Annotated in this window: 12 protein-coding genes; 7 read left to right on the top strand and 5 right to left on the bottom strand. The window is 68.2% G+C overall.

Annotated features, from left to right (window positions below):
• The first annotated feature begins 7 nt into the window (after positions 1-7).
• The 4 genes from kdpC (at position 8) to AC1DXI_RS03970 (ending at position 5,888) form a co-directional block, all read left to right on the top strand.
• Positions 8-637: a K(+)-transporting ATPase subunit C gene (kdpC, locus tag AC1DXI_RS03955; protein WP_476937531.1), complete on the top strand. Its 630-nt coding sequence runs from the start codon at positions 8-10 to the stop codon at positions 635-637.
• A 12-nt stretch (positions 638-649) separates the two neighbouring features.
• On the top strand, positions 650-3,334 hold the full coding sequence (locus AC1DXI_RS03960) for a DUF4118 domain-containing protein (RefSeq protein ID WP_476937532.1): 2,685 nt from the start codon (positions 650-652) through the stop codon (positions 3,332-3,334).
• Positions 3,331-4,005, top strand: a complete 675-nt coding sequence (locus AC1DXI_RS03965) for a response regulator (RefSeq protein ID WP_476937533.1) — start codon at positions 3,331-3,333, stop codon at positions 4,003-4,005. The genes AC1DXI_RS03960 and AC1DXI_RS03965 overlap by 4 nt, the downstream gene beginning before the upstream one ends.
• A 68-nt stretch (positions 4,006-4,073) precedes the next feature.
• Positions 4,074-5,888, top strand: a complete 1,815-nt coding sequence (locus AC1DXI_RS03970; RefSeq protein WP_476937534.1) for a sensor domain-containing diguanylate cyclase — start codon at positions 4,074-4,076, stop codon at positions 5,886-5,888.
• Here AC1DXI_RS03970 and AC1DXI_RS03975 read toward each other — a convergent pair.
• The gene (locus AC1DXI_RS03975) at positions 5,885-7,018 is read right to left on the bottom strand and encodes an acyl-CoA dehydrogenase family protein (RefSeq protein WP_476937535.1); all 1,134 of its coding nucleotides are present in this window, start codon (positions 7,016-7,018) and stop codon (positions 5,885-5,887) included. The two genes, AC1DXI_RS03970 and AC1DXI_RS03975, sit on opposite strands and share 4 nt — an antisense overlap.
• 319 nt (positions 7,019-7,337) lie before the next feature.
• On the opposite strand from AC1DXI_RS03975, the gene AC1DXI_RS03980 reads away from it, so the two are divergent.
• The 3 genes from AC1DXI_RS03980 (at position 7,338) to AC1DXI_RS03990 (ending at position 12,935) form a co-directional block, all read left to right on the top strand.
• Complete coding sequence (locus tag AC1DXI_RS03980; RefSeq protein WP_476937536.1) at positions 7,338-9,074, top strand: AMP-binding protein; 1,737 nt, start codon at positions 7,338-7,340, stop codon at positions 9,072-9,074.
• A gap of 2 nt (positions 9,075-9,076) precedes the next feature.
• Positions 9,077-9,583 (top strand): MarR family winged helix-turn-helix transcriptional regulator, encoded by a 507-nt coding sequence (locus AC1DXI_RS03985; RefSeq protein WP_018775963.1) that lies wholly within the window; start codon positions 9,077-9,079, stop codon positions 9,581-9,583.
• A 175-nt stretch (positions 9,584-9,758) separates the two neighbouring features.
• On the top strand, positions 9,759-12,935 hold the full coding sequence (locus AC1DXI_RS03990) for a bifunctional cytochrome P450/NADPH--P450 reductase (protein ID WP_476937537.1): 3,177 nt from the start codon (positions 9,759-9,761) through the stop codon (positions 12,933-12,935).
• A 20-nt stretch (positions 12,936-12,955) separates the two neighbouring features.
• On the opposite strand, the gene AC1DXI_RS03995 is transcribed toward AC1DXI_RS03990, so the two are convergent.
• The 4 genes from AC1DXI_RS03995 to AC1DXI_RS04010 are packed head-to-tail and all read right to left on the bottom strand — an operon-like array spanning position 12,956 to position 17,295.
• Complete coding sequence (locus AC1DXI_RS03995) at positions 12,956-13,732, bottom strand: enoyl-CoA hydratase (RefSeq protein WP_476937538.1); 777 nt, start codon at positions 13,730-13,732, stop codon at positions 12,956-12,958.
• Positions 13,729-14,676, bottom strand: coding sequence for a 3-hydroxyisobutyrate dehydrogenase (mmsB, locus tag AC1DXI_RS04000; RefSeq protein WP_476937539.1), 948 nt, complete (start codon positions 14,674-14,676; stop codon positions 13,729-13,731). Before mmsB ends, AC1DXI_RS03995 begins: the two co-directional genes overlap by 4 nt.
• Complete coding sequence (locus AC1DXI_RS04005) at positions 14,669-15,796, bottom strand: enoyl-CoA hydratase/isomerase family protein (RefSeq protein ID WP_476937540.1); 1,128 nt, start codon at positions 15,794-15,796, stop codon at positions 14,669-14,671. The genes mmsB and AC1DXI_RS04005 overlap by 8 nt, the downstream gene beginning before the upstream one ends.
• Positions 15,796-17,295: a CoA-acylating methylmalonate-semialdehyde dehydrogenase gene (locus AC1DXI_RS04010; protein ID WP_476937541.1), complete on the bottom strand. Its 1,500-nt coding sequence runs from the start codon at positions 17,293-17,295 to the stop codon at positions 15,796-15,798. The genes AC1DXI_RS04005 and AC1DXI_RS04010 overlap by 1 nt, the downstream gene beginning before the upstream one ends.
• Between the last annotated feature and the right edge of the window lie 41 nt (positions 17,296-17,336).

Raw genomic sequence — 17,336 nt, forward strand, 5'->3', positions numbered from 1 at the left:
CGCCCCCATGAACACCCTCACCGGCTACCTCCGCCAGGCAGGAACCGCCCTGCGGTTCCTGCTCTTCGCCACACTGGTCCTCGGCGTCGCCTACCCCCTGGCCGTCTTCGGCGCAGGACAACTGATAGCCCCGTACCAGGCCAACGGCTCCATCATCAAGGACAGCTCCGGCGCGCCGGCCGCGTCCGCCCTGATCGCCCAGGCCGCGGCCGACGATTCCGGCGCCCAGGACCCGCGCTGGTTCCACGCCCGGCCTTCGGCCGTGAAGTGGGACCCTGCGTCGTCTTCTGCCAGCAACCTCGGACCCAACGATCCGAAACTGCTCGACGCCGTGACCGCCAACCGGTCGGCCGTCGCCGCGGCTGAAGGTGCGGGTGCGGCAGCGGTGCCGGCCGACGCCGTGACCGCCAGCGGTTCCGGACTGGACCCGGACATTTCACCCGAGTACGCCAAACTGCAGCTGGCGCGGGTGGCAGCAGCGAACGGCCTGAGCAGCGACGCCGTCGCCTCCCTGGTCGAACAGCACACCAGCAGCGGGCTGGTCGCGTTTCTCGGCCAGCCGTCGGTCAACGTGACTGCCGTCAACCTCGCCGTGGCGGCGGCCGCCCCGCCGTCGCAGCCAACACAATCCAAGTGAGAGAATGACGGCATGGCACGTGGATTGCTGCGGATCTTCCTGGGCGCCGCGCCGGGTGTGGGCAAGACCTACGAGATGCTCGAAGAAGCCCACCGGCTCGGCAAGCGCGGCGAGGATGTTGTGGTCGCGTTCGCCATGGACCACGGACGCAGCGAGACGCGGGCGCTCCTGGAGGGACTAGAGGTCATTCCGCCCCGAAAGCTGCCGTACCGGGGCACCGAGTTTGAGGAGATGGACCTCGACGCCGTCCTGGCCCGGGCTCCGGGAACCGCGGTTGTGGACGAATACGCCCACTCCAACATCCCCGGCAGCCGCAATCCCAAGCGCTGGCAGGACGTCGCCGTGCTCCTTGATGCCGGCATTAACGTTCTCTCCACCGTCAACATCCAGCATCTCGCGTCCCTGGGGGACGTCGTCAGCGCCATCACCGACGTCCACCAGGCGGAGACGGTGCCGGACGACATTGTCCGCCGGGCAGATCAGATCCACCTCGTGGATATCTCCCCCGAACTGCTCCGCCAGCGCCTGGGCGACGGCAAGATCTACGCGGCCGACAAGATCGATTCCGCCCTCTCGAACTACTTCCGGTTGGGCAACCTCACGGCACTGCGCGAACTTGCATTGCTGTGGCTGGCCGACCGGGTGGACGAGGGCCTGGCCAAGTACCGGGCTGAACAGGGAATCGACGAAAGCTGGCCGGCCCGGGAGCGGATTGTCGTTGGGCTGACCGGCGGCCCGGAAGGGGAAGTCCTGATCCGCCGGGGGGCCCGAATCCTCAACCGCATCAACGGCGGAGACCTGCTGGCGGTACACGTCCGCGCCGCGGACGGTGTGGCCAGCGAATCACCCCAGGCGCTGGAGGCCCAGCGTCACCTGATGCAGGATCTGGGCGGCAGCTACCACATCGTGACCGGGGAGGATCCGGCCGCCGCCCTCCTGGACTTCGCCCGCAGCGTCAACGCGACCCAGATCGTCGTCGGCATCTCCCGGCGCAAACGGCTTGCCGGGCTGATGGGAAACCTGCTCGGCGGCGGCGTGGGCACCCGCGTGGTCCGGGATTCAGGGGACATCGATGTCCATATGGTCTCCCACCCGCTCGGCGGCCGGGGAACCCGCCCGGCCCGGGAGCGCGACCTCGGCCGCATCCGGGTCACCGTCGGGTTCGGCCTCGCCGTGCTGCTGCCCATGGTCCTGCAGTTGCTGCTGTCCCTGCTGAACCCGGAGCAAAATGTGGCCGCCGCCATGCTGGTCCAGCTCACCGGATCGGTGGCGGTGGCCCTGATCGGCGGTTTGTGGCCGGCCATCCTGGCCGCGCTGTGGAGCAGCCTCCTGGTGAACTACTTCTCCACCCCGCCGCTGGGCACCTTCACCATCAACGATCCGCAGAACTTCCTGGCCCTGCTGGTGTTTGTGGGCGTCTCGGCCGCAGTTGCCGTTGTGGTCGACTTATCGGCCCGCCGCTCCAAAGAGGCGGCACGGGCCCGCGCCGAAGCCACCACGCTCGGAGATCTGACGCGCAGTGCCGCCGGCTCGGAGGACACGGTTCAGGCATTGCTGGAACAAGCACTGAGCGTCTTCCAGGTCCGTGGTGCTGCCCTTTTCAGCCTTGGCTACGGCCACGGTCTCGAGGACGGCACCAGCGGCGCCACACCAGACCAGCGGTGGCATCTTCAGGCCGCAGTGGGCGAGGTTCCAGCCCTGTCCGATGGTGAGACAGCGAATGATGCCGCTGGCGACAACGTCGAAGAAATCGACGCCGCCACCCGCCTCGTGTTGTTCGGACGCATCCTGCCGGCCAGTGACCGGCGCCTTCTGGGGGCGTTCGGAGTCCATCTGGCGGCACAGCTGGAACGCCAGCAGCTGGTTGCGAGCCGGCGGGAGATGCTTCGCCTGGCCGAGAGCAACACGATGCGCACCTCCATCCTCCGGGCCGTTTCCCACGACCTTCGCACGCCCCTGGCCGGGATCAAGCTTGCCGTCGGCGGACTGCGGCACGACGATGTCCATTTCACCAAAGAAGAGGAGCAGGAGCTGCTGGCCACGATAGAGGAGTGTTCGGACAGGTTGGACGCGCTGGTGGGCAATCTGCTGGACATGTCCCGGATCACCTCGGATGCCGTCAATCCACTGCTCAAGCCCGTGCGATGGAACGAAGTAATCCCGGGCTCCCTGAGCGCCGTCCCCGCGGGGAGGGTGCGGGTGGACCTGCCTCCCAACATGCCGGAGATTGAAGCCGACCCTGGAATGCTGGAACGGGTGATTGCAAACATCGTCGAGAATGCCGTGAAATATGCCCCCGATTCGGACATCGTCCTTGTCGGGGCGGCCGGCGGGCTGAGCTCGGCAACGCTCGGGGGGCGCCCCGCCGGCGAGTTACGGGTCATCGATCACGGCCGGGGAATCCCAGCCGAGAGGGTGCTGGAAATGTTCCGGCCCTTCCAGCGGCTCGACGACGCCCCGCAGACCACCGGAATCGGACTGGGGCTGGCGGTGGCGAAAGGGTTCACGGATGCCATGGGTGGCAGCCTGAGCGCCGAAGCCACACCGGGCGGAGGCCTGACGATGATTATCCGGCTTCCGTTGTCCACGGGCACCCCCTATGACGGGCACCGCACCCAGGCCCCGTTCGAGCCCCGGTCGATGGTGGCGCGCCGCGGTCATGCGCTGCCCCTCGCGTCCGGACCGGACGCAGCATGACGGCGGTTCTGGTGGTCGACGACGACCCGCATCTGCTGCGGGCCCTCCGGATCACGCTCCAGGCCCACGGCTACGCCGTAACCACCGCAGTGGACGGGACCTCTGCGTTGCTGGCAGCCACCCAGACCCCGCTCTCCCTCATCATCCTGGACCTCGGCCTGCCTGACATTGACGGAACCAGCGTCCTCAAGGAACTCCGCGGCTTCAGCAGCGTGCCGGTCCTGGTGCTGTCCGCCAGGCACGGATCCGAAGACAAAGTTGAGGCTCTTGATGCCGGCGCCGATGACTACATCACCAAACCGTTCGGCCTGGACGAGCTCCTTGCCCGGCTTCGGGCCCTGTTGCGCCGCAGCGTCGAAGCGGAACAGCAAGCCGTGGTCAGGACCGAAGCCTTCACCGTGGACCTAGGCCGGCACCGGGTGACCAGGGACGGCGGGGACGTCCGTCTCACGCCCACAGAATGGAAAATTCTGGAGGTTCTGGTCCGGAATCCGGAAAAACTCATCACCCAGCAGCAGTTGCTCTCCAGGGTCTGGGGTCCGGCCTACGCGAAAGAGACCAACTACCTCAGGGTCTACATGGCTCAGCTGCGACGCAAACTGGAGCCGGACACCGCCAGCCCGCGGCATTTGCTCACCGAGGCCGGCATCGGCTACCGGTTCATGCCCTGAGCCTGCCCGCAGACGGTCAGTGATACTGCCGTTTCCCTCCAGGCAACCCGGGCATGGATACTGGGGCAATGACTAATCCCAGCCCGCTCAACAGGGACGATGCCGGCGCATCGCCGTTGCCGGAGATTCCGGCGCAGCTGCGCGCCGTCCTCAATGGGATCCCGGCCATGGTGGGCTATTGGGACACGGGACTCCGCAACCGCCTGGCCAACGACGCCTACTGCGAGTGGTTCGGGTTCGCTCCCCGGCAGCTTCACGGCATGCACGTCCGGGACGTGCTCGGCGAGACCGTCTTCGAGGCCAACCGGCCGCACATCGAATGGGCGCTCGCCGGGGAGCCGCAGCAGTTTGACCGGACCCTGGTGGATGCCGCGGGCCAGTCCCGGTTCACCGAGGTGACTTACACCCCCGATACCCAGGACGGCGCGGTGCAGGGCTTCTTCGTCGTGGTCACGGACATCACTGGGCGGGTGCTGGCCGACCGGCGCCGGCAACAGGACATGGACCGGTACCGTGCCCTGGCGCGAAGCGTCCCCGGCGTCTTCGTCCTCCTCTTCGACGCCCAGCTGCGCTACCTGATCGCCGAAGGCCAGGAGCTGGAGACCTTCGGCTACCGCAGGGAAGAACTCGAAGGCCAGCGCATCCAGGACGTGCTCAAGGGCGATCTCGCCAGCGAGCTCGAGCCGCGCTACCGTGCGGCCCTCGCCGGCCGCGACGTGTCCTGGAACCGGCAGATCGGCCACCGCACGTACCGGCTGAACGCCGGGCCGGTCTACTCCGACGACGAGGCCGCGGCCGGCATGGTGGTCGCGGTTGATATCACCGAGCGCCTGCAGCAGCAAAAGGTTTGGGAGGCTTTGCATGAGATAGCCACCGAGGTCGCCCGCAACGCCGCCCCCGCAGCCATCTCCGAGAGGGTGGCCGCGATTGTCCGCGACCTGTTCAACGTCGATTCCGCCGCCGTCGTCCGGTTCACGGGCGCGTCCTCGGCGGAAATCGTCGCCATGGCGCCGACGCTCCCGCCGACGCTGAGCCGGCGGCAGATCTTCGCCCCGACGGACGAGTCCGCCACCGTCCGGGTGGCCGTGACCGGCAAACCGGCTCTGGTTGTCTACGGGGCGGAAGGCGGACAGGCCGCGGAGCAGATGCGCGCCGGAGGCTTCCAGTCCGCGGCGGCGGCACCGATCAGGGTCCGCGGCAGCCTGTGGGGCGCGGTGAGCCTGACCTCGAAGTCGCGCACCGGGGTCACGGAAGCGATGATGGAGCGGCTGGCCCAGTTCGCGGAGCTCGTCGAGATCGCCATTGGCAACACGGAGGCACGGACCGACCTGGAGCAGCAGGCCACCACCGATGCCCTCAGCGGCCTGCCCAACCGGCGGGCCCTGGAACGGCACCTCGCCGAACACGTTGCGCAGGCCGCGAGCCGCGGGACGCGCCTGAGTGCCGTCGTCCTGGATATCGACCACTTCAAGAGGGTCAACGACACCCACGGCCACCTGACGGGCGACGTGGTCCTGGCGGAGGTCGCGGCGAGGCTCCGGACGGTCGCCCGCGCCAAGGAGATCGTGGCCCGATTCGGCGGCGAGGAGTTCGTGTGGCTGCTGCCGGAGACGGACGGCGCCGAGGCCCTGCGCGCCGCCGAACGCGCCCGCGAGGCCATCGCGTCAGAACCGTTCGGCGACGTTGGTTTCCTGACGATCTCCGCCGGAGTCTGCGAGCAAAGCGACGCCGCGGCCGGCTCGCTCCTGGACTGCGCGGACCGGGCCCTGTACGAGGCCAAGAACGGCGGCCGCAACCGCACGTCCCGCTACGGCCATGCCAGCCCAGCCGCGCAGACCCAGGCAGGCCAGGCGCAGGACGGCACTCAGACGCGGGGAGCCTAGACGAACGCGGACTTTCCCGTCACGGCCCGCGCCACGATCAGTGAATTGATTTCGTAGCTGCCCTCATAGGTATAGAGGATCTCGGCGTCGCCGAAGAGCTTGCCCATCTCGTAGTCGCTGCTGATGCCGTTCCCGCCCAGGAGGGACCGGCCCATCGCCACCGAGGCACGCGCCAGCCGCGTGGTGGTCGCTTTGGCCATGGCGGCCTGGACCATCTCGAGCTTGCCCTCTTCCTGGATGCGCGCCAGCTGGGCCATCAGGGCCAGGGAGGCGGTCGCGTTGCCCAGGATCTCGGCGAGCTGCTGCTGGACGAGCTGGAAGCGGGCCAGTTCCTTGCCGAACTGGCGGCGCTGCAGCGAATAGGCGCGCGCGACGTCGAACGCGGCCAGCTGGATGCCGGCGCCCTGCCAGCCCACCCAGGCCCGTGAGTCCCGCAGCAGCTCATTGGCCTTGGAAAAGTCGGTCGCGCCGGGCAGCAGGTTGGCCGCCGGGATGCGGACCTCGTCAAGGACAATGTCGGCGTTCTGCATGATGCGCAGGCCGATCTTGTTGGCGATCTTCGTGGCGGTGTAGCCGGCACGGTCCGTCTCCACGATGAAGCCCTTGATGTGCTGGTCGGCGACGTCCCGGGCCCAAACGAGGGCGAAGTCCGCGATGGTGGCGGCGCCGATCCATCGCTTGGCACCGTTGAGGACCCACTCGTCGCCGTCCAGCCGCGCGGTGGTTTCCAGGCCACCGGCGATGTCCGAGCCGTGGTCCGGCTCGGTCAGGGCGAACGCCCCGAGCTGGGTGAACGCGGTGAGGCCAGGGAGCCAGCGAGCCTTCTGTTCCGCCGAGCCCAGCTCATCGATCATGCCGACGATCAGCTCGTTGTGGATGCCTACGAGCGCCGAGAGGGAGACATCGGCGCGGGCCACCTCGACGTACATGAGCCCCTTGAAGAGCTTGGATGTGCCGTCGGTTTGCAACCCGCCCAGACCGTATTTGCCGAGTTCCGCGAGCAGGTCGAAGGGAAACTCCTCGCGGTTCCAGTAGTCGATTGACGCGGCCCTGATCCGGGACTGCAGGAATTCCCGGACCTCCTGGTAGCGGAGCTGTTCGTCCGGCGGCAGCAGGTCCACGATGTACATGAGGTCAGCGTCGGGAAACGGCGGCGACGGCGCCGCAGCAACGGCTGTGTTTGATTCCCCTGTGTTTACGGCTGCGTTTGATTCCGCTGGCGCTGGCTGTCCGCTGGCACGTCCTTGTGGCTGCACGGGCACGTATCCCTTCGTCATGCAACGCCTGCAGAGCAGCGCCGCTCTTCCAAACCCTTGGATGTCCTAGTATATTGCACAGTGACGGGGATCACTAGGCAGGCGCCGCGCCGGGCCGGCGGGATCCCAGGCAACGGCGCTGTGCCACGGACCGCCCGGAACGGCAGCGCCAGAGTACTTCGAAAGGTGCACCATGACCGTGACTGAGGAATTCCGGGCCGCACGGGACCGGCTGCTGGCCCTGCGCGGGGACTACGAAGGCGCCCGCAGCGAATTCCAATGGCCGCGCTTCGAGGAATTCAACTTCGCACTGGACTGGTTCGACCAGCTCGCGGCAGACCCGGCCAAGGCGGACAAGCCGGCGCTGGTGATCGTCGAACAGGACGGGTCCGCGACTCGGCGCAGCTTCGCGGACCTCTCCCGGCGCTCGTCCCAGGTGGCCAACTGGCTGCGCGGGCAGGGCGTGCGGCGCGGGGACCGGATGATCATCATGCTCGGCAACCAGGTGGAGCTCTGGGAACTCATGTTGGCCGGCATCAAGCTGGGCATCGTCATGATCCCCACCACCACCTTGATGGGGCCCGCCGATCTCCAGGACCGGGTGGAGCGCGGCGGCGCGTCCTGGGCCGCCGTCGGAAGTGCCAACATCGCCAAGTTCGCCGACGTCGCCGGTGACTACACGCTGATCGAAATCGGTGGGGGTCCCGCCAATCCCGCGGCCCTGGAAACTGCCCGGCAGTACGCAAACGCTTCAGCAGCCGGAGTGGACTTCACCCCGGACGCCCCCACCCTGGCCGACGAGACGCTGCTGCTCTACTTCACCTCGGGCACCACGTCCAAGGCCAAACTCGTGGAACACACGCACACCTCCTACCCGGTGGGACACCTGTCCACAATGTTCTGGATCGGGATGGAACCGGGCGACGTGCACCTCAACGTGGCCTCGCCGGGCTGGGCCAAGCACGCCTGGTCCAATGTGTTCACCCCCTGGATCGCCGAGGCGTGCGTGTTCATCTACAACTACGAACGCTTCGACGCCAGGGCCCTCATGGAGCAGATGGACCGCGAGCGGGTCACGAGCTTCTGCGCCCCGCCCACGGTCTGGCGGATGCTGATCCAGGCGGACCTGACCCTGTTGAAGAATCCGCCCACCAAGGTGGTGTCCGCCGGCGAACCACTCAACGCCGAGGTGATCGACCAGGTCCACCGCGCATGGGGCCAGACCATCCGGGACGGCTTCGGCCAGACCGAATCCACCGTGCAGATCGCGAACACGCCGGGCCAGCCGATCAAGATCGGCGCCATGGGCAGGCCGCTGCCCGGCTACGACGTCGTGCTTGTGGACCCCGCCACTGGTGAGGAGACCGACGACGGCGAGCTCTGCCTGCGCCTCGACCCCCGCCCCGTGGGGCTCATGAAGGCGTACCACGGCGACCCGGACAAGACGGCGGAGGCGTTCCGTGACGGCTACTACCACACGGGGGACATGGCGAGCCGGGACGAGCGCGGCATCATCACGTATGTGGGCCGCGGCGACGACGTCTTCAAGTCCTCCGACTACCGGCTGTCCCCGTTCGAACTGGAGAGCGTGCTGATTGAGCACCCGGCGGTGGCGGAGGCCGCCGTCGTCCCCTCCCCTGACCCGCTCAAGCTGTCGGTGCCGAAGGCGTTTGTGGTCCTGGCGGCCGGGCACCAGCCGGGCCCTGAGCTGGCGGAAGACATCCTGCGGTACTGCCGGGAGCACCTGGCGCCGTTCAAAAGGATCCGCCGGCTGGAGTTTGCCGAGCTCCCCAAGACGATCTCCGGCAAGATCCGGCGCGTGGAGCTGCGGCACAGCGAGGAAGTGCGCCACGGCGGCGGGGCCGTCCCGGAAGGCCTCGGCATCGAGTACTCCGATTCCGATTTCCCCGGGCTCAAGGGTCAGGGCTGAAGATGGGAACACCGCTGCCGCGAGATCCGATCGCCGACGCCCGGCTGAACTGGGAGCGCCACGGCTGGTCCGACGTCGCCGCCCCGATGGCCGCCATCACCGCCATCATGCGGACCCAGCAGATCCTGCTCGGCCGGATCGAGGCGGTGCTCAAACCGTTCGGGCTCACCTTTGCCCGGTACGAGCTGCTCGCGTTGCTCAGCTTCGCCCGCAGCGGGGCGCTGCCCATGAACAAGGCGAGCGCGCTGCTGCAGGTCCATCCCACCTCGGTCACCAACGCCGTGGACCGGCTCCAGGAGGCCGGGCTGGTGATCCGCTCGCCGCACCCGACAGACGGCCGCACCACCTTGATCGAGCTCACCTCCGACGGGCGCGCCCTGGCCAAACGGGCGACGGCGGTGCTGAACTCCGAGGTATTCGGCCAGTCCGGCTTCGGCGACCAGGACGTGGACCAGTTGATCCGGATCCTGGGCACCTTCCGCCGGAACGCCGGTGATTTCAGCGGCTGACGCCCGGAACGTTAGCACCTCATGTCACCTGAGTATCACCCGTCCCGCACGGGCCGACGCCCTATTTTGCCCTGAATCCGACGGGAGTATCGTGGTGCGGAGCCGGACAGTGCCGTCCGGCCACGCAGCAAGCAGTGCTCACAGCGCGTCCATTGGCGATCGCCTAGGAGTGGCCATGACTTCGCCCAGCGTCCCCATACCGCAGCCTCCCACGAGGCCGGTGGTCGGCAATTTGCCGGACATCGACTCTAGCAAGGGAATCCTAGGAATAGTCGAGCTGGCCGAACGGTACGGCCCCATAGTCCGCATCCAGTTCTTCAACCGCAGCATCGTCGCCATCTCTTCCCAGCAGCTCGTCAACGAGGTGTGCGACGAGTCCCGGTTCGGCAAAGTGCTGGGCGTTGCCCTTCGGCAGGTGAGGCAGTTCGCCGGCGACGGCCTGTTCACCGCAGATACGCAGGAGCCCAACTGGCAAAAGGCACACCGGATCCTGATGCCGGCGTTCGGGCCTGCAGCGCTGAAGCGGATGTTCGCCGGCATGGACGACATCGTCGAGCAACTGCTTCTCAAGTGGGAGAGGCTGGGCCCCGCGGCGCGGATCGACATTCCGGACAGCACCACCCGCCTGACGCTGGACACCATCGCCCTGTGCTCGTTCAACTACCGGTTCAACAGCCTCTACCGGGAGGAGATGCACCCGTTCGTCGGCGCCATGGTCCGCGCCCTGGTTGAATCCGGGGACCGGGCGCGCAGGCTCCCGGTGCAGAACAAGATCATGCTGCGCAGGCGGCACCAGCTCGAGGAAGACCATGCCCTGATGTTCGAGGTCGCCGAACAGATCATCAGCGACCGGCGGCGCAACCCCAGCCCGCCGGGCAGCGAAGACATCCTGGACACCATGCTCAGCGCGGCGGACCCGGTGACCGGTGAGCGTTTATCCGATGAAAATATCCGCTATCAGATGGTCACCTTCCTGATTGCCGGGCACGAGACTACCAGCGGCCTGCTCTCCTTTGCGCTGTACGAACTCTTGCGCCACCCGGCTGTCCTGGCCAAGGCCCGCGCCCAGGTGGACGAGGTCCTCGGTACCGAAAGCGCGAGGTTCGAGCACCTGCCCCGGCTGGGATACCTGGACCAGATCCTTAAGGAGACGCTTCGGCTGTGGCCCACCGCTCCGGCGTTCAACGTGACTCCTTACGAGGACACGACGCTCGGCGGCCGCTACGATGTCCCCGCGGGCCAGCCCATCATGGTCCTGATCCCGCAGCTGCACCGGGACAAGGCGGCGTGGGGCGAGGACGCCGGGATCTTCGATCCGGACCGGTTCTCCCCCGTTCGGGCCGCCGAAATCCCTGCCAATGCCTGGAAGCCCTTCGGCAACGGGCAGCGCTCCTGCATCGGCCGGGGATTTGCCCTGCAGGAGGCCATGCTCTTCCTGGCCAAGCTCCTGCAGCGCTTCGACATCACCTCGGCGGACCCGGGCTATGAGCTGCAGATCAAACACACGCTGACGATGAAGCCTGAGGGGCTGTTCATCCACGTGCGCAGGCGGGACGTCCGGATCGCAGCTGGCCCCACGGCCGCCGTCGAAGCGCGGCAGGCCGAAGCCGCAGCGGCGGCCGCCGCACCCAACGGCGTCCCGATCCGCGTGCTCTACGGTTCCAATGCGGGCACGTCAAAGGACTTCGCCCAGCGCCTCGCCAACGACGCCGGACGGCGCGGCTACAGCCCCACCATCGGTCCGCTCGACGAGGCGGCCGGCGGGCTGCCAACGGAGGGGCTCGTCGCGATCGTGACGTCCTCCTACGAGGGACAGCCGCCGGACAACGCCCGAAAATTCGTGGCCTGGACCGAAGGCCTGCGGCCGGGCGCCCTCGCCGGGGTGCGGTACACGGTCTTCGGCAACGGCAACAAGGACTGGGCGCGAACGTACCAGGAGGTGCCCAAGGCCATCGACGCACGGCTCGAGGCTGCCGGTGCCACGCGGATCTATGCCCGGGGCGAAGCCAACGCCCGCGGCGACTTCTTCGGCGATTTCGAAGAGTGGTACGCGGGATTCTGGCCCGCGGTGGACGCCGCCCTGGGGCAGCGGACCAGCCCGCCGACAGCACAGCCCGAGCTGGAACTGCAGTTCGTCGGCAACGTCAGGGACCCGATGCTGCGCCAGAACGGGCTGGCGCTGGGTACCGTCGTCGCGAACCGGGAACTGGTCGATCTGGCCAAACCCGACGCCCGGTCCAAGCGGCACGTCGAGATCGCCCTGCCCGAGGGGATGAGTTACCGGACCGGGGACTATCTGGCCGTGCTGCCGCTGAATCCCAGCGAACTCGTGCAGCGGGCCCTGGCCCGCTTCAACCTCGACTACGACTCGCACGTCCAGCTGACCATGGAGCGCGGGGACACGTTCCTGCCCACGGGCGCACCGGTGGCCGTGGGCGAACTGTTGAGCAGCTACGTGGAGCTCGCCGTCCCCGCCACCCGCACCCAGCTCGAGGACCTGGCCGATGTCGCGGCGGATCCTGCCCACCGCGCCGAACTTGAGGCCCTGGCGCAGGACCGCGAGCGGTACGCGGCCGAGATCCTCGACAAGCGCGTTTCCATCCTTGACCTGCTGGAGACGTATCCGTCATGCCAGCTGTCGTTCACCTCGTTCCTGCAACTGCTCACCCAGCTGACCCCCCGGCGGTACTCCATCTCCTCGTCCCCGCTCTGGAGCCCCGACCACGTGACCCTGACCTTCGCCGTCATCCAGGCTCCGGCGTGGTCCGGCCGCGGGGTCTTCGAAGGGGCCTCGTCCACCTACCTCGCCCAGGCCAGGCCCGGGTCAAGGGTCGCGGTTACTGTCCGTCCCTCGAACGCGGCCTTCCACCCGCCGCCGTCGCTGGCGGTCCCGCTCATCATGGTCTGTGCGGGGACAGGGCTGGCCCCGTTCCGCGGGTTCGTCCAGGACCGGGCGCTGCGGGCCGAGGCCGAGGACACGACGCCGGCGCCCGCCCTGCTGTTCTTCGGCTGCCGCGCCCCGGACACTGATTTCCTCTACCGCGCGGAACTTGCGTCGTGGGCGGACCAAGCCAACCTCGATCTGCGGCCGGTCTTTTCCACCGCACCCGAGGACGGCCTGAAATATGTCCAGGACCGGCTGTGGGCAGACCGGGCCGACGTCGTCGAGCTGGTCCGGCAGGGCGCCACGGTCTACGTCTGCGGCGACGGCAAGCACATGGCGCCGCAGGTCCGGGAGACGTGCGCCCTCATTTACCAGGAAGCGACCGGCGCCTCCAAGGCGGAGGCCGAGGCCTGGATGGATGAAGTGGAGCGCACCCACGGCAGGTACGTGGCCGACATCTTCACCTGATGCCGGCCGGCCGGTGCCGCTTAGCGGTGGTTGAACTCCGGCTGCCGCTTCTCGGTGAAGGCGGCCATGCCTTCCTTCTGGTCCTCGGTGGCGAACAGCGAGTGGAATACGCGCCGTTCAAACAGCACGCCCTGGGCGAGCCCGGTCTCAAACGCGGCGTTCACCGCTTCCTTGGCCACCATCGCCACCGGCTTGGATTTGGACGCGATCACCTCGGCGGCCTTCAGCGCCTCCGCGACGACGTCCGCGGCGGGGACCACCCGGGAGACCAGGCCCGCGCGTTCGGCCTCCTCGGCGTCCATGAAGCGGCCGGTCAGGATCATGTCCATCGCCTTGGACTTGCCCACCGCGCGGGTCAGGCGCTGCGAGCCGCCCATGCCGGGGAGCACGCCAAGGTTGATTTCCGGCTGGCCGAACTTGGCGTTGTCCCCGGCGATGATGAAGTCGCACATCATCGCCAGCTCGCAGCCGCCGCCGAGCGCGAAGCCGGACACGGCTGCCACGACAGGGATGCGGAGCCGGGTGAAATCCTCCCAGCCGCGGAACCAGTCCGCCGCGTACATGTCCATGTAGCCCTTGGACTGCATTTCCTTGATGTCCGCGCCGGCGGCGAAGGCCTTCGCCGAACCGGTCACCACCACGGCACCGACCCCCGGGTCCGCGTCCATACCGGCGACGGCCTTCACGAGTTCGTCCATCGTGGCCTTGTTCAGGGCGTTGAGGGCTTCGGGCCGGTTGAGCGTCACGAGGCCCACGCGGCCGCGGCGCTCCACCAGAATGTTTGTGTACTCGGTCATGCCTGTCCCCTCGGCTGGTGCTCGGATTTGTCCCGGATGTCGGTGATGATGCCGGAGAAGTCCCGGCCGGCACCGCCTTCCGCGGCAAACGTATCGTAGATTTCGGAGGCCAGGGGTCCCAGCCGGGCGGCGACTCCGGTGCTTTCGAGCGCGTTGAGCGCCAGCTTCAGGTCCTTGGCCATCAGCGCCCCGGCGAAGCCCGGCTGGTAGTCCCGGTTGGCGGGGCTCGTCGGGACGGGACCGGGCACGGGGCAGTTGGTGGTCAGCGCCCAGCACTGTCCCGAGGCTGCGGAAGCGACGTCGAACAGTGCCTGGTGGGTCAGGCCGAGCTTCTCGCCCAGCACAAAGGCCTCACTGACGGCGATCATCGAGACGCCCAGGATCATGTTGTTGCAGATCTTGGCCGCCTGGCCGGCACCGTGCGCGCCGCAGTGGACAACCCGCTTGCCCATGACTTCCAGCAGCGGCTTGACGGCCTCGAAGTCCTCGGGGAGGGCCCCGACCATGAACGTGAGCGTGCCGGCCTCGGCGCCCACCACGCCTCCGGACACGGGGGCGTCGACGGCGCGGTGACCGGCCGCGACCGCGAGTTCTGCGGCCTCGCGGGCCTCGTCCACGTTAATCGTGGAACAGTCCAGGAACATGGTGCCCGGGGCGGCCGCTTCGAGCAGGCCGGGCGCACCGCCCGTGCCGCGGTAGGCGTCAAGGAGGTGCTTGCCGCTGGGCAGCATGGTCAGCACGACGGCGGCGCCCGCCGCCGCCTCGACAGCCGTCCCGGCAGTGGGAATACCGTGCTCCCGGGCGGCGTCCAGGGCCGCGGGCACGACGTCGAAGCCGGTCACCCGGTAGCCGGCCTTGACCAGGTTGACGGCCATGGGGCCGCCCATGTGGCCCAGGCCGAGGAAGGCGATGGTGCCGGTTTCAGGGGCTCCTGCTTCAGACATTGTTCTTCTCCTTGTTCTTCTCCTTCGGAGAGAGCATCAGTTCGCTCCCGCCCAGCGGGGCGAAGTAGGCCGCGACGTCCGTCCCGGTCACCTCGGCGAGGGTGGCAGGCTTCCAGCGGGGATTGCGGTCCTTGTCCACCACCTGGGCCCGGATGCCTTCGCGGAAGTCGGGGCCGGCGAGGAAGCGCAGGCCGACGCGGTACTCCTGCTCCAGCGCCTGCTCCAGGCTCAGTCCGCGGACCCGGCGCAAGGATTCCAGCGCCACCTTGACCGCCGTCGGCGACTTGGCCTCGATGGTGTCCGCGGCTGCGGCGGCCTCCCCGCCCCTCTCTCCGCCAAAGGCCCGCAGCCGGCGCAGGATCTCCTCGGCGTCGTCGCTGGAGTAGCAGGCGTCAATCCACTCCTGCTGTCCGGCCAGCACTGAAGTCGGTGCCGGTTCGGCGAAACGGGCGACGGCGGCCTCCGCCGCCTCGGTTTCGAGCGCGGCCGCCAGTTCCGGCAACCGGCCGGAGGGCACGAAGCAGTCGGCGAGGCCCAGGAACAGCGCGTCCGCGCCGCTCAGGTGGGCACCGGTCAGGGCCGCATGGGTGCCGGTCTCCCCCGGCGAGCCGGAGAGCAGCAGGGTGCCGCCGACGTCGGGAACAAACCCGATCGTCGTTTCGGGCATGCCCGTGCGGGTGCGTTCGGTGACGATCCGCAGGGACCCGTGCGCCGAGATCCCGACGCCGCCGCCCAACACCAGCCCGTCCATGAACGCGACGTACGGCTTGGGGTACTCGGAGATGAGCAGGTTCAGCCGGTACTCGACCGCCCAGAAGTCCGCGGTGGCGTCCCCGCCGTCGAGCATGTCCCGGTAAATGGCCACGATGTCGCCGCCGGCGCAGAGGCCCCGGTCGCCGGCGCCGCGGACCAGCACCGCTGCGACGGCGTCGTCGTCGGCCCAGCGCGTGAGCTGTTCGAGCATCGCGGCGGCCATGCCGGCCGTCAGGGCGTTGACGGCCGAGGGCCGGTTGAGGGTCACGACGCCGAGGCGGCCGCGCCGTTCAAACGTCACGTCCCCGGTCAAGGGTTCGCCGGCCGCTGCTCCGCTGTTAGCTTCCCGCGAAACTTCCGCCCCCATCAGCTGCCTTCCGGCATGACGAAGCTGCTGCCGGAACGGATGCCGGAAGGCCAGCGGCTCGTGACCGTCTTGGTCTTCGTGTAGAAGCGGAAGGCGTCGGCCCCGTGCTGGTTGAGGTCGCCGAATCCGGATGCCTTCCAGCCGCCGAAGGTGTAGTACGCGATCGGCACGGGGATGGGGACGTTGATCCCGACCATGCCCACCTGGACCCGGCTGGCGAAATCGCGGGCGGCGTCGCCGTCGCGGGTGAAGATGGCCACGCCGTTGCCGAACTCGTGTTCGCTGCAGAGCCGGAGCGCCTCGTCGTAGTCTTCGGCGCGGAGCACGCTGAGGACCGGGCCGAAGATTTCCTCCTTGTAGATCTTCATGTCCTTCGTGACGTTGTCGAACAGCGTGGGCCCAACCCAGAAGCCGCCGTCATAGCCTTCCACCTTCAGGCCGCGGCCATCGGTCACCAGGCTGGCGCCTTCGTCGACGCCGGAAGCGATGTAGCCTTCGATCCGGTCCTTCGCGGAGGCCGCCACTACCGGGCCGAAGTCGGAATCCTTGGCGAGGCTGTGGCCGACCTTGAGGCCGGCGATCCGCTCCTGCAGTTTCTCCACGAGGACGTCCGCGGTCTTCCGGCCGACCGGAACGGCCACCGAAATCGCCATGCAGCGCTCGCCCGCGGAGCCGAAGCCTGCCCCGATGAGGGCGTCCGCGGCCATGTCCAGGTCCGCGTCGGGCATGATCACCATGTGGTTCTTGGCGCCGCCGAAGCACTGCGCGCGCTTGCCGTTCGCCGCGGCGGTGGCATAGATGTACTGGGCAATGGGCGTGGAGCCGACGAACCCGATGGCCTGGACCCGGGGATCCTCCAGCAGCGCGTCCACCGCTTCCTTGTCCCCGTTGACCACGTTGAACACGCCGTCGGGGAGGCCCGCCTCGGTGAAGAGCTCGGCCAGCCGCAGCGGCACGGAGGGGTCCCGTTCGGAGGGCTTGAGGATGAAGGCGTTGCCGGCGGCGAGCGCGGGCCCGGACTTCCAGAGCGGGATCATGGCCGGGAAGTTGAACGGCGTGATGCCGGCGACGACGCCGAGGGGCTGGCGCATCGAGTGCACGTCGACGCCGGTTCCGGCGTTGTCCGAGAACTCGCCCTTGAGCAGGTGCGGGGCGCCGGCGGCGAATTCGACGACTTCGATGCCGCGCTGGATGTCGCCCTTGGCGTCGGGGAAGGTCTTGCCGTGCTCGGAGGACAGCAGGGTGGCGAGCTCGTCCATGTGCTCGTTGACCAGGTCCACGAACTTGAGCAGGATCCGGCCGCGGCGCTGCGGATTCATCGCAGCCCATTCCACCTGCCCCTTTTCGGCGCTGGCAATCACATTGCGCACTTCCTCGGTACTGGCCAGCGGCAGCCGGGCCTGGACCTCGCCGGTGCAGGGATCATAGACATCGCTGAACCGGCCCGAGGTGCCGTCAACCCGCTGCCCGTCAATGTAATGGGATAGTTCTCGAACCATGACCGTATGCTCCTTTGCATGTGACCTAGATCATCTCTGCA

It is taken from the genome of Arthrobacter sp. P1_H7, from assembly GCF_056405215.1.

Excerpts from the sequence above, each read along its gene's own strand:
- kdpC (WP_476937531.1), top strand. The coding sequence starts at position 8 with ATGAACACCCTCACCGGCTACCTCCGCCAGGCAGGAACCGCCCTGCGG.
- AC1DXI_RS03960 (WP_476937532.1), top strand. The coding sequence starts at position 650 with ATGGCACGTGGATTGCTGCGGATCTTCCTGGGCGCCGCGCCGGGTGTG.
- AC1DXI_RS03965 (WP_476937533.1), top strand. The coding sequence starts at position 3,331 with ATGACGGCGGTTCTGGTGGTCGACGACGACCCGCATCTGCTGCGGGCC.
- AC1DXI_RS03970 (WP_476937534.1), top strand. The coding sequence starts at position 4,074 with ATGACTAATCCCAGCCCGCTCAACAGGGACGATGCCGGCGCATCGCCG.
- AC1DXI_RS03975 (WP_476937535.1), bottom strand. The coding sequence starts at position 7,018 with ATGTACATCGTGGACCTGCTGCCGCCGGACGAACAGCTCCGCTACCAG.
- AC1DXI_RS03980 (WP_476937536.1), top strand. The coding sequence starts at position 7,338 with ATGACCGTGACTGAGGAATTCCGGGCCGCACGGGACCGGCTGCTGGCC.
- AC1DXI_RS03985 (WP_018775963.1), top strand. The coding sequence starts at position 9,077 with ATGGGAACACCGCTGCCGCGAGATCCGATCGCCGACGCCCGGCTGAAC.
- AC1DXI_RS03990 (WP_476937537.1), top strand. The coding sequence starts at position 9,759 with ATGACTTCGCCCAGCGTCCCCATACCGCAGCCTCCCACGAGGCCGGTG.
- AC1DXI_RS03995 (WP_476937538.1), bottom strand. The coding sequence starts at position 13,732 with ATGACCGAGTACACAAACATTCTGGTGGAGCGCCGCGGCCGCGTGGGC.
- mmsB (WP_476937539.1), bottom strand. The coding sequence starts at position 14,676 with ATGTCTGAAGCAGGAGCCCCTGAAACCGGCACCATCGCCTTCCTCGGC.
- AC1DXI_RS04005 (WP_476937540.1), bottom strand. The coding sequence starts at position 15,796 with ATGGGGGCGGAAGTTTCGCGGGAAGCTAACAGCGGAGCAGCGGCCGGC.
- AC1DXI_RS04010 (WP_476937541.1), bottom strand. The coding sequence starts at position 17,295 with ATGGTTCGAGAACTATCCCATTACATTGACGGGCAGCGGGTTGACGGC.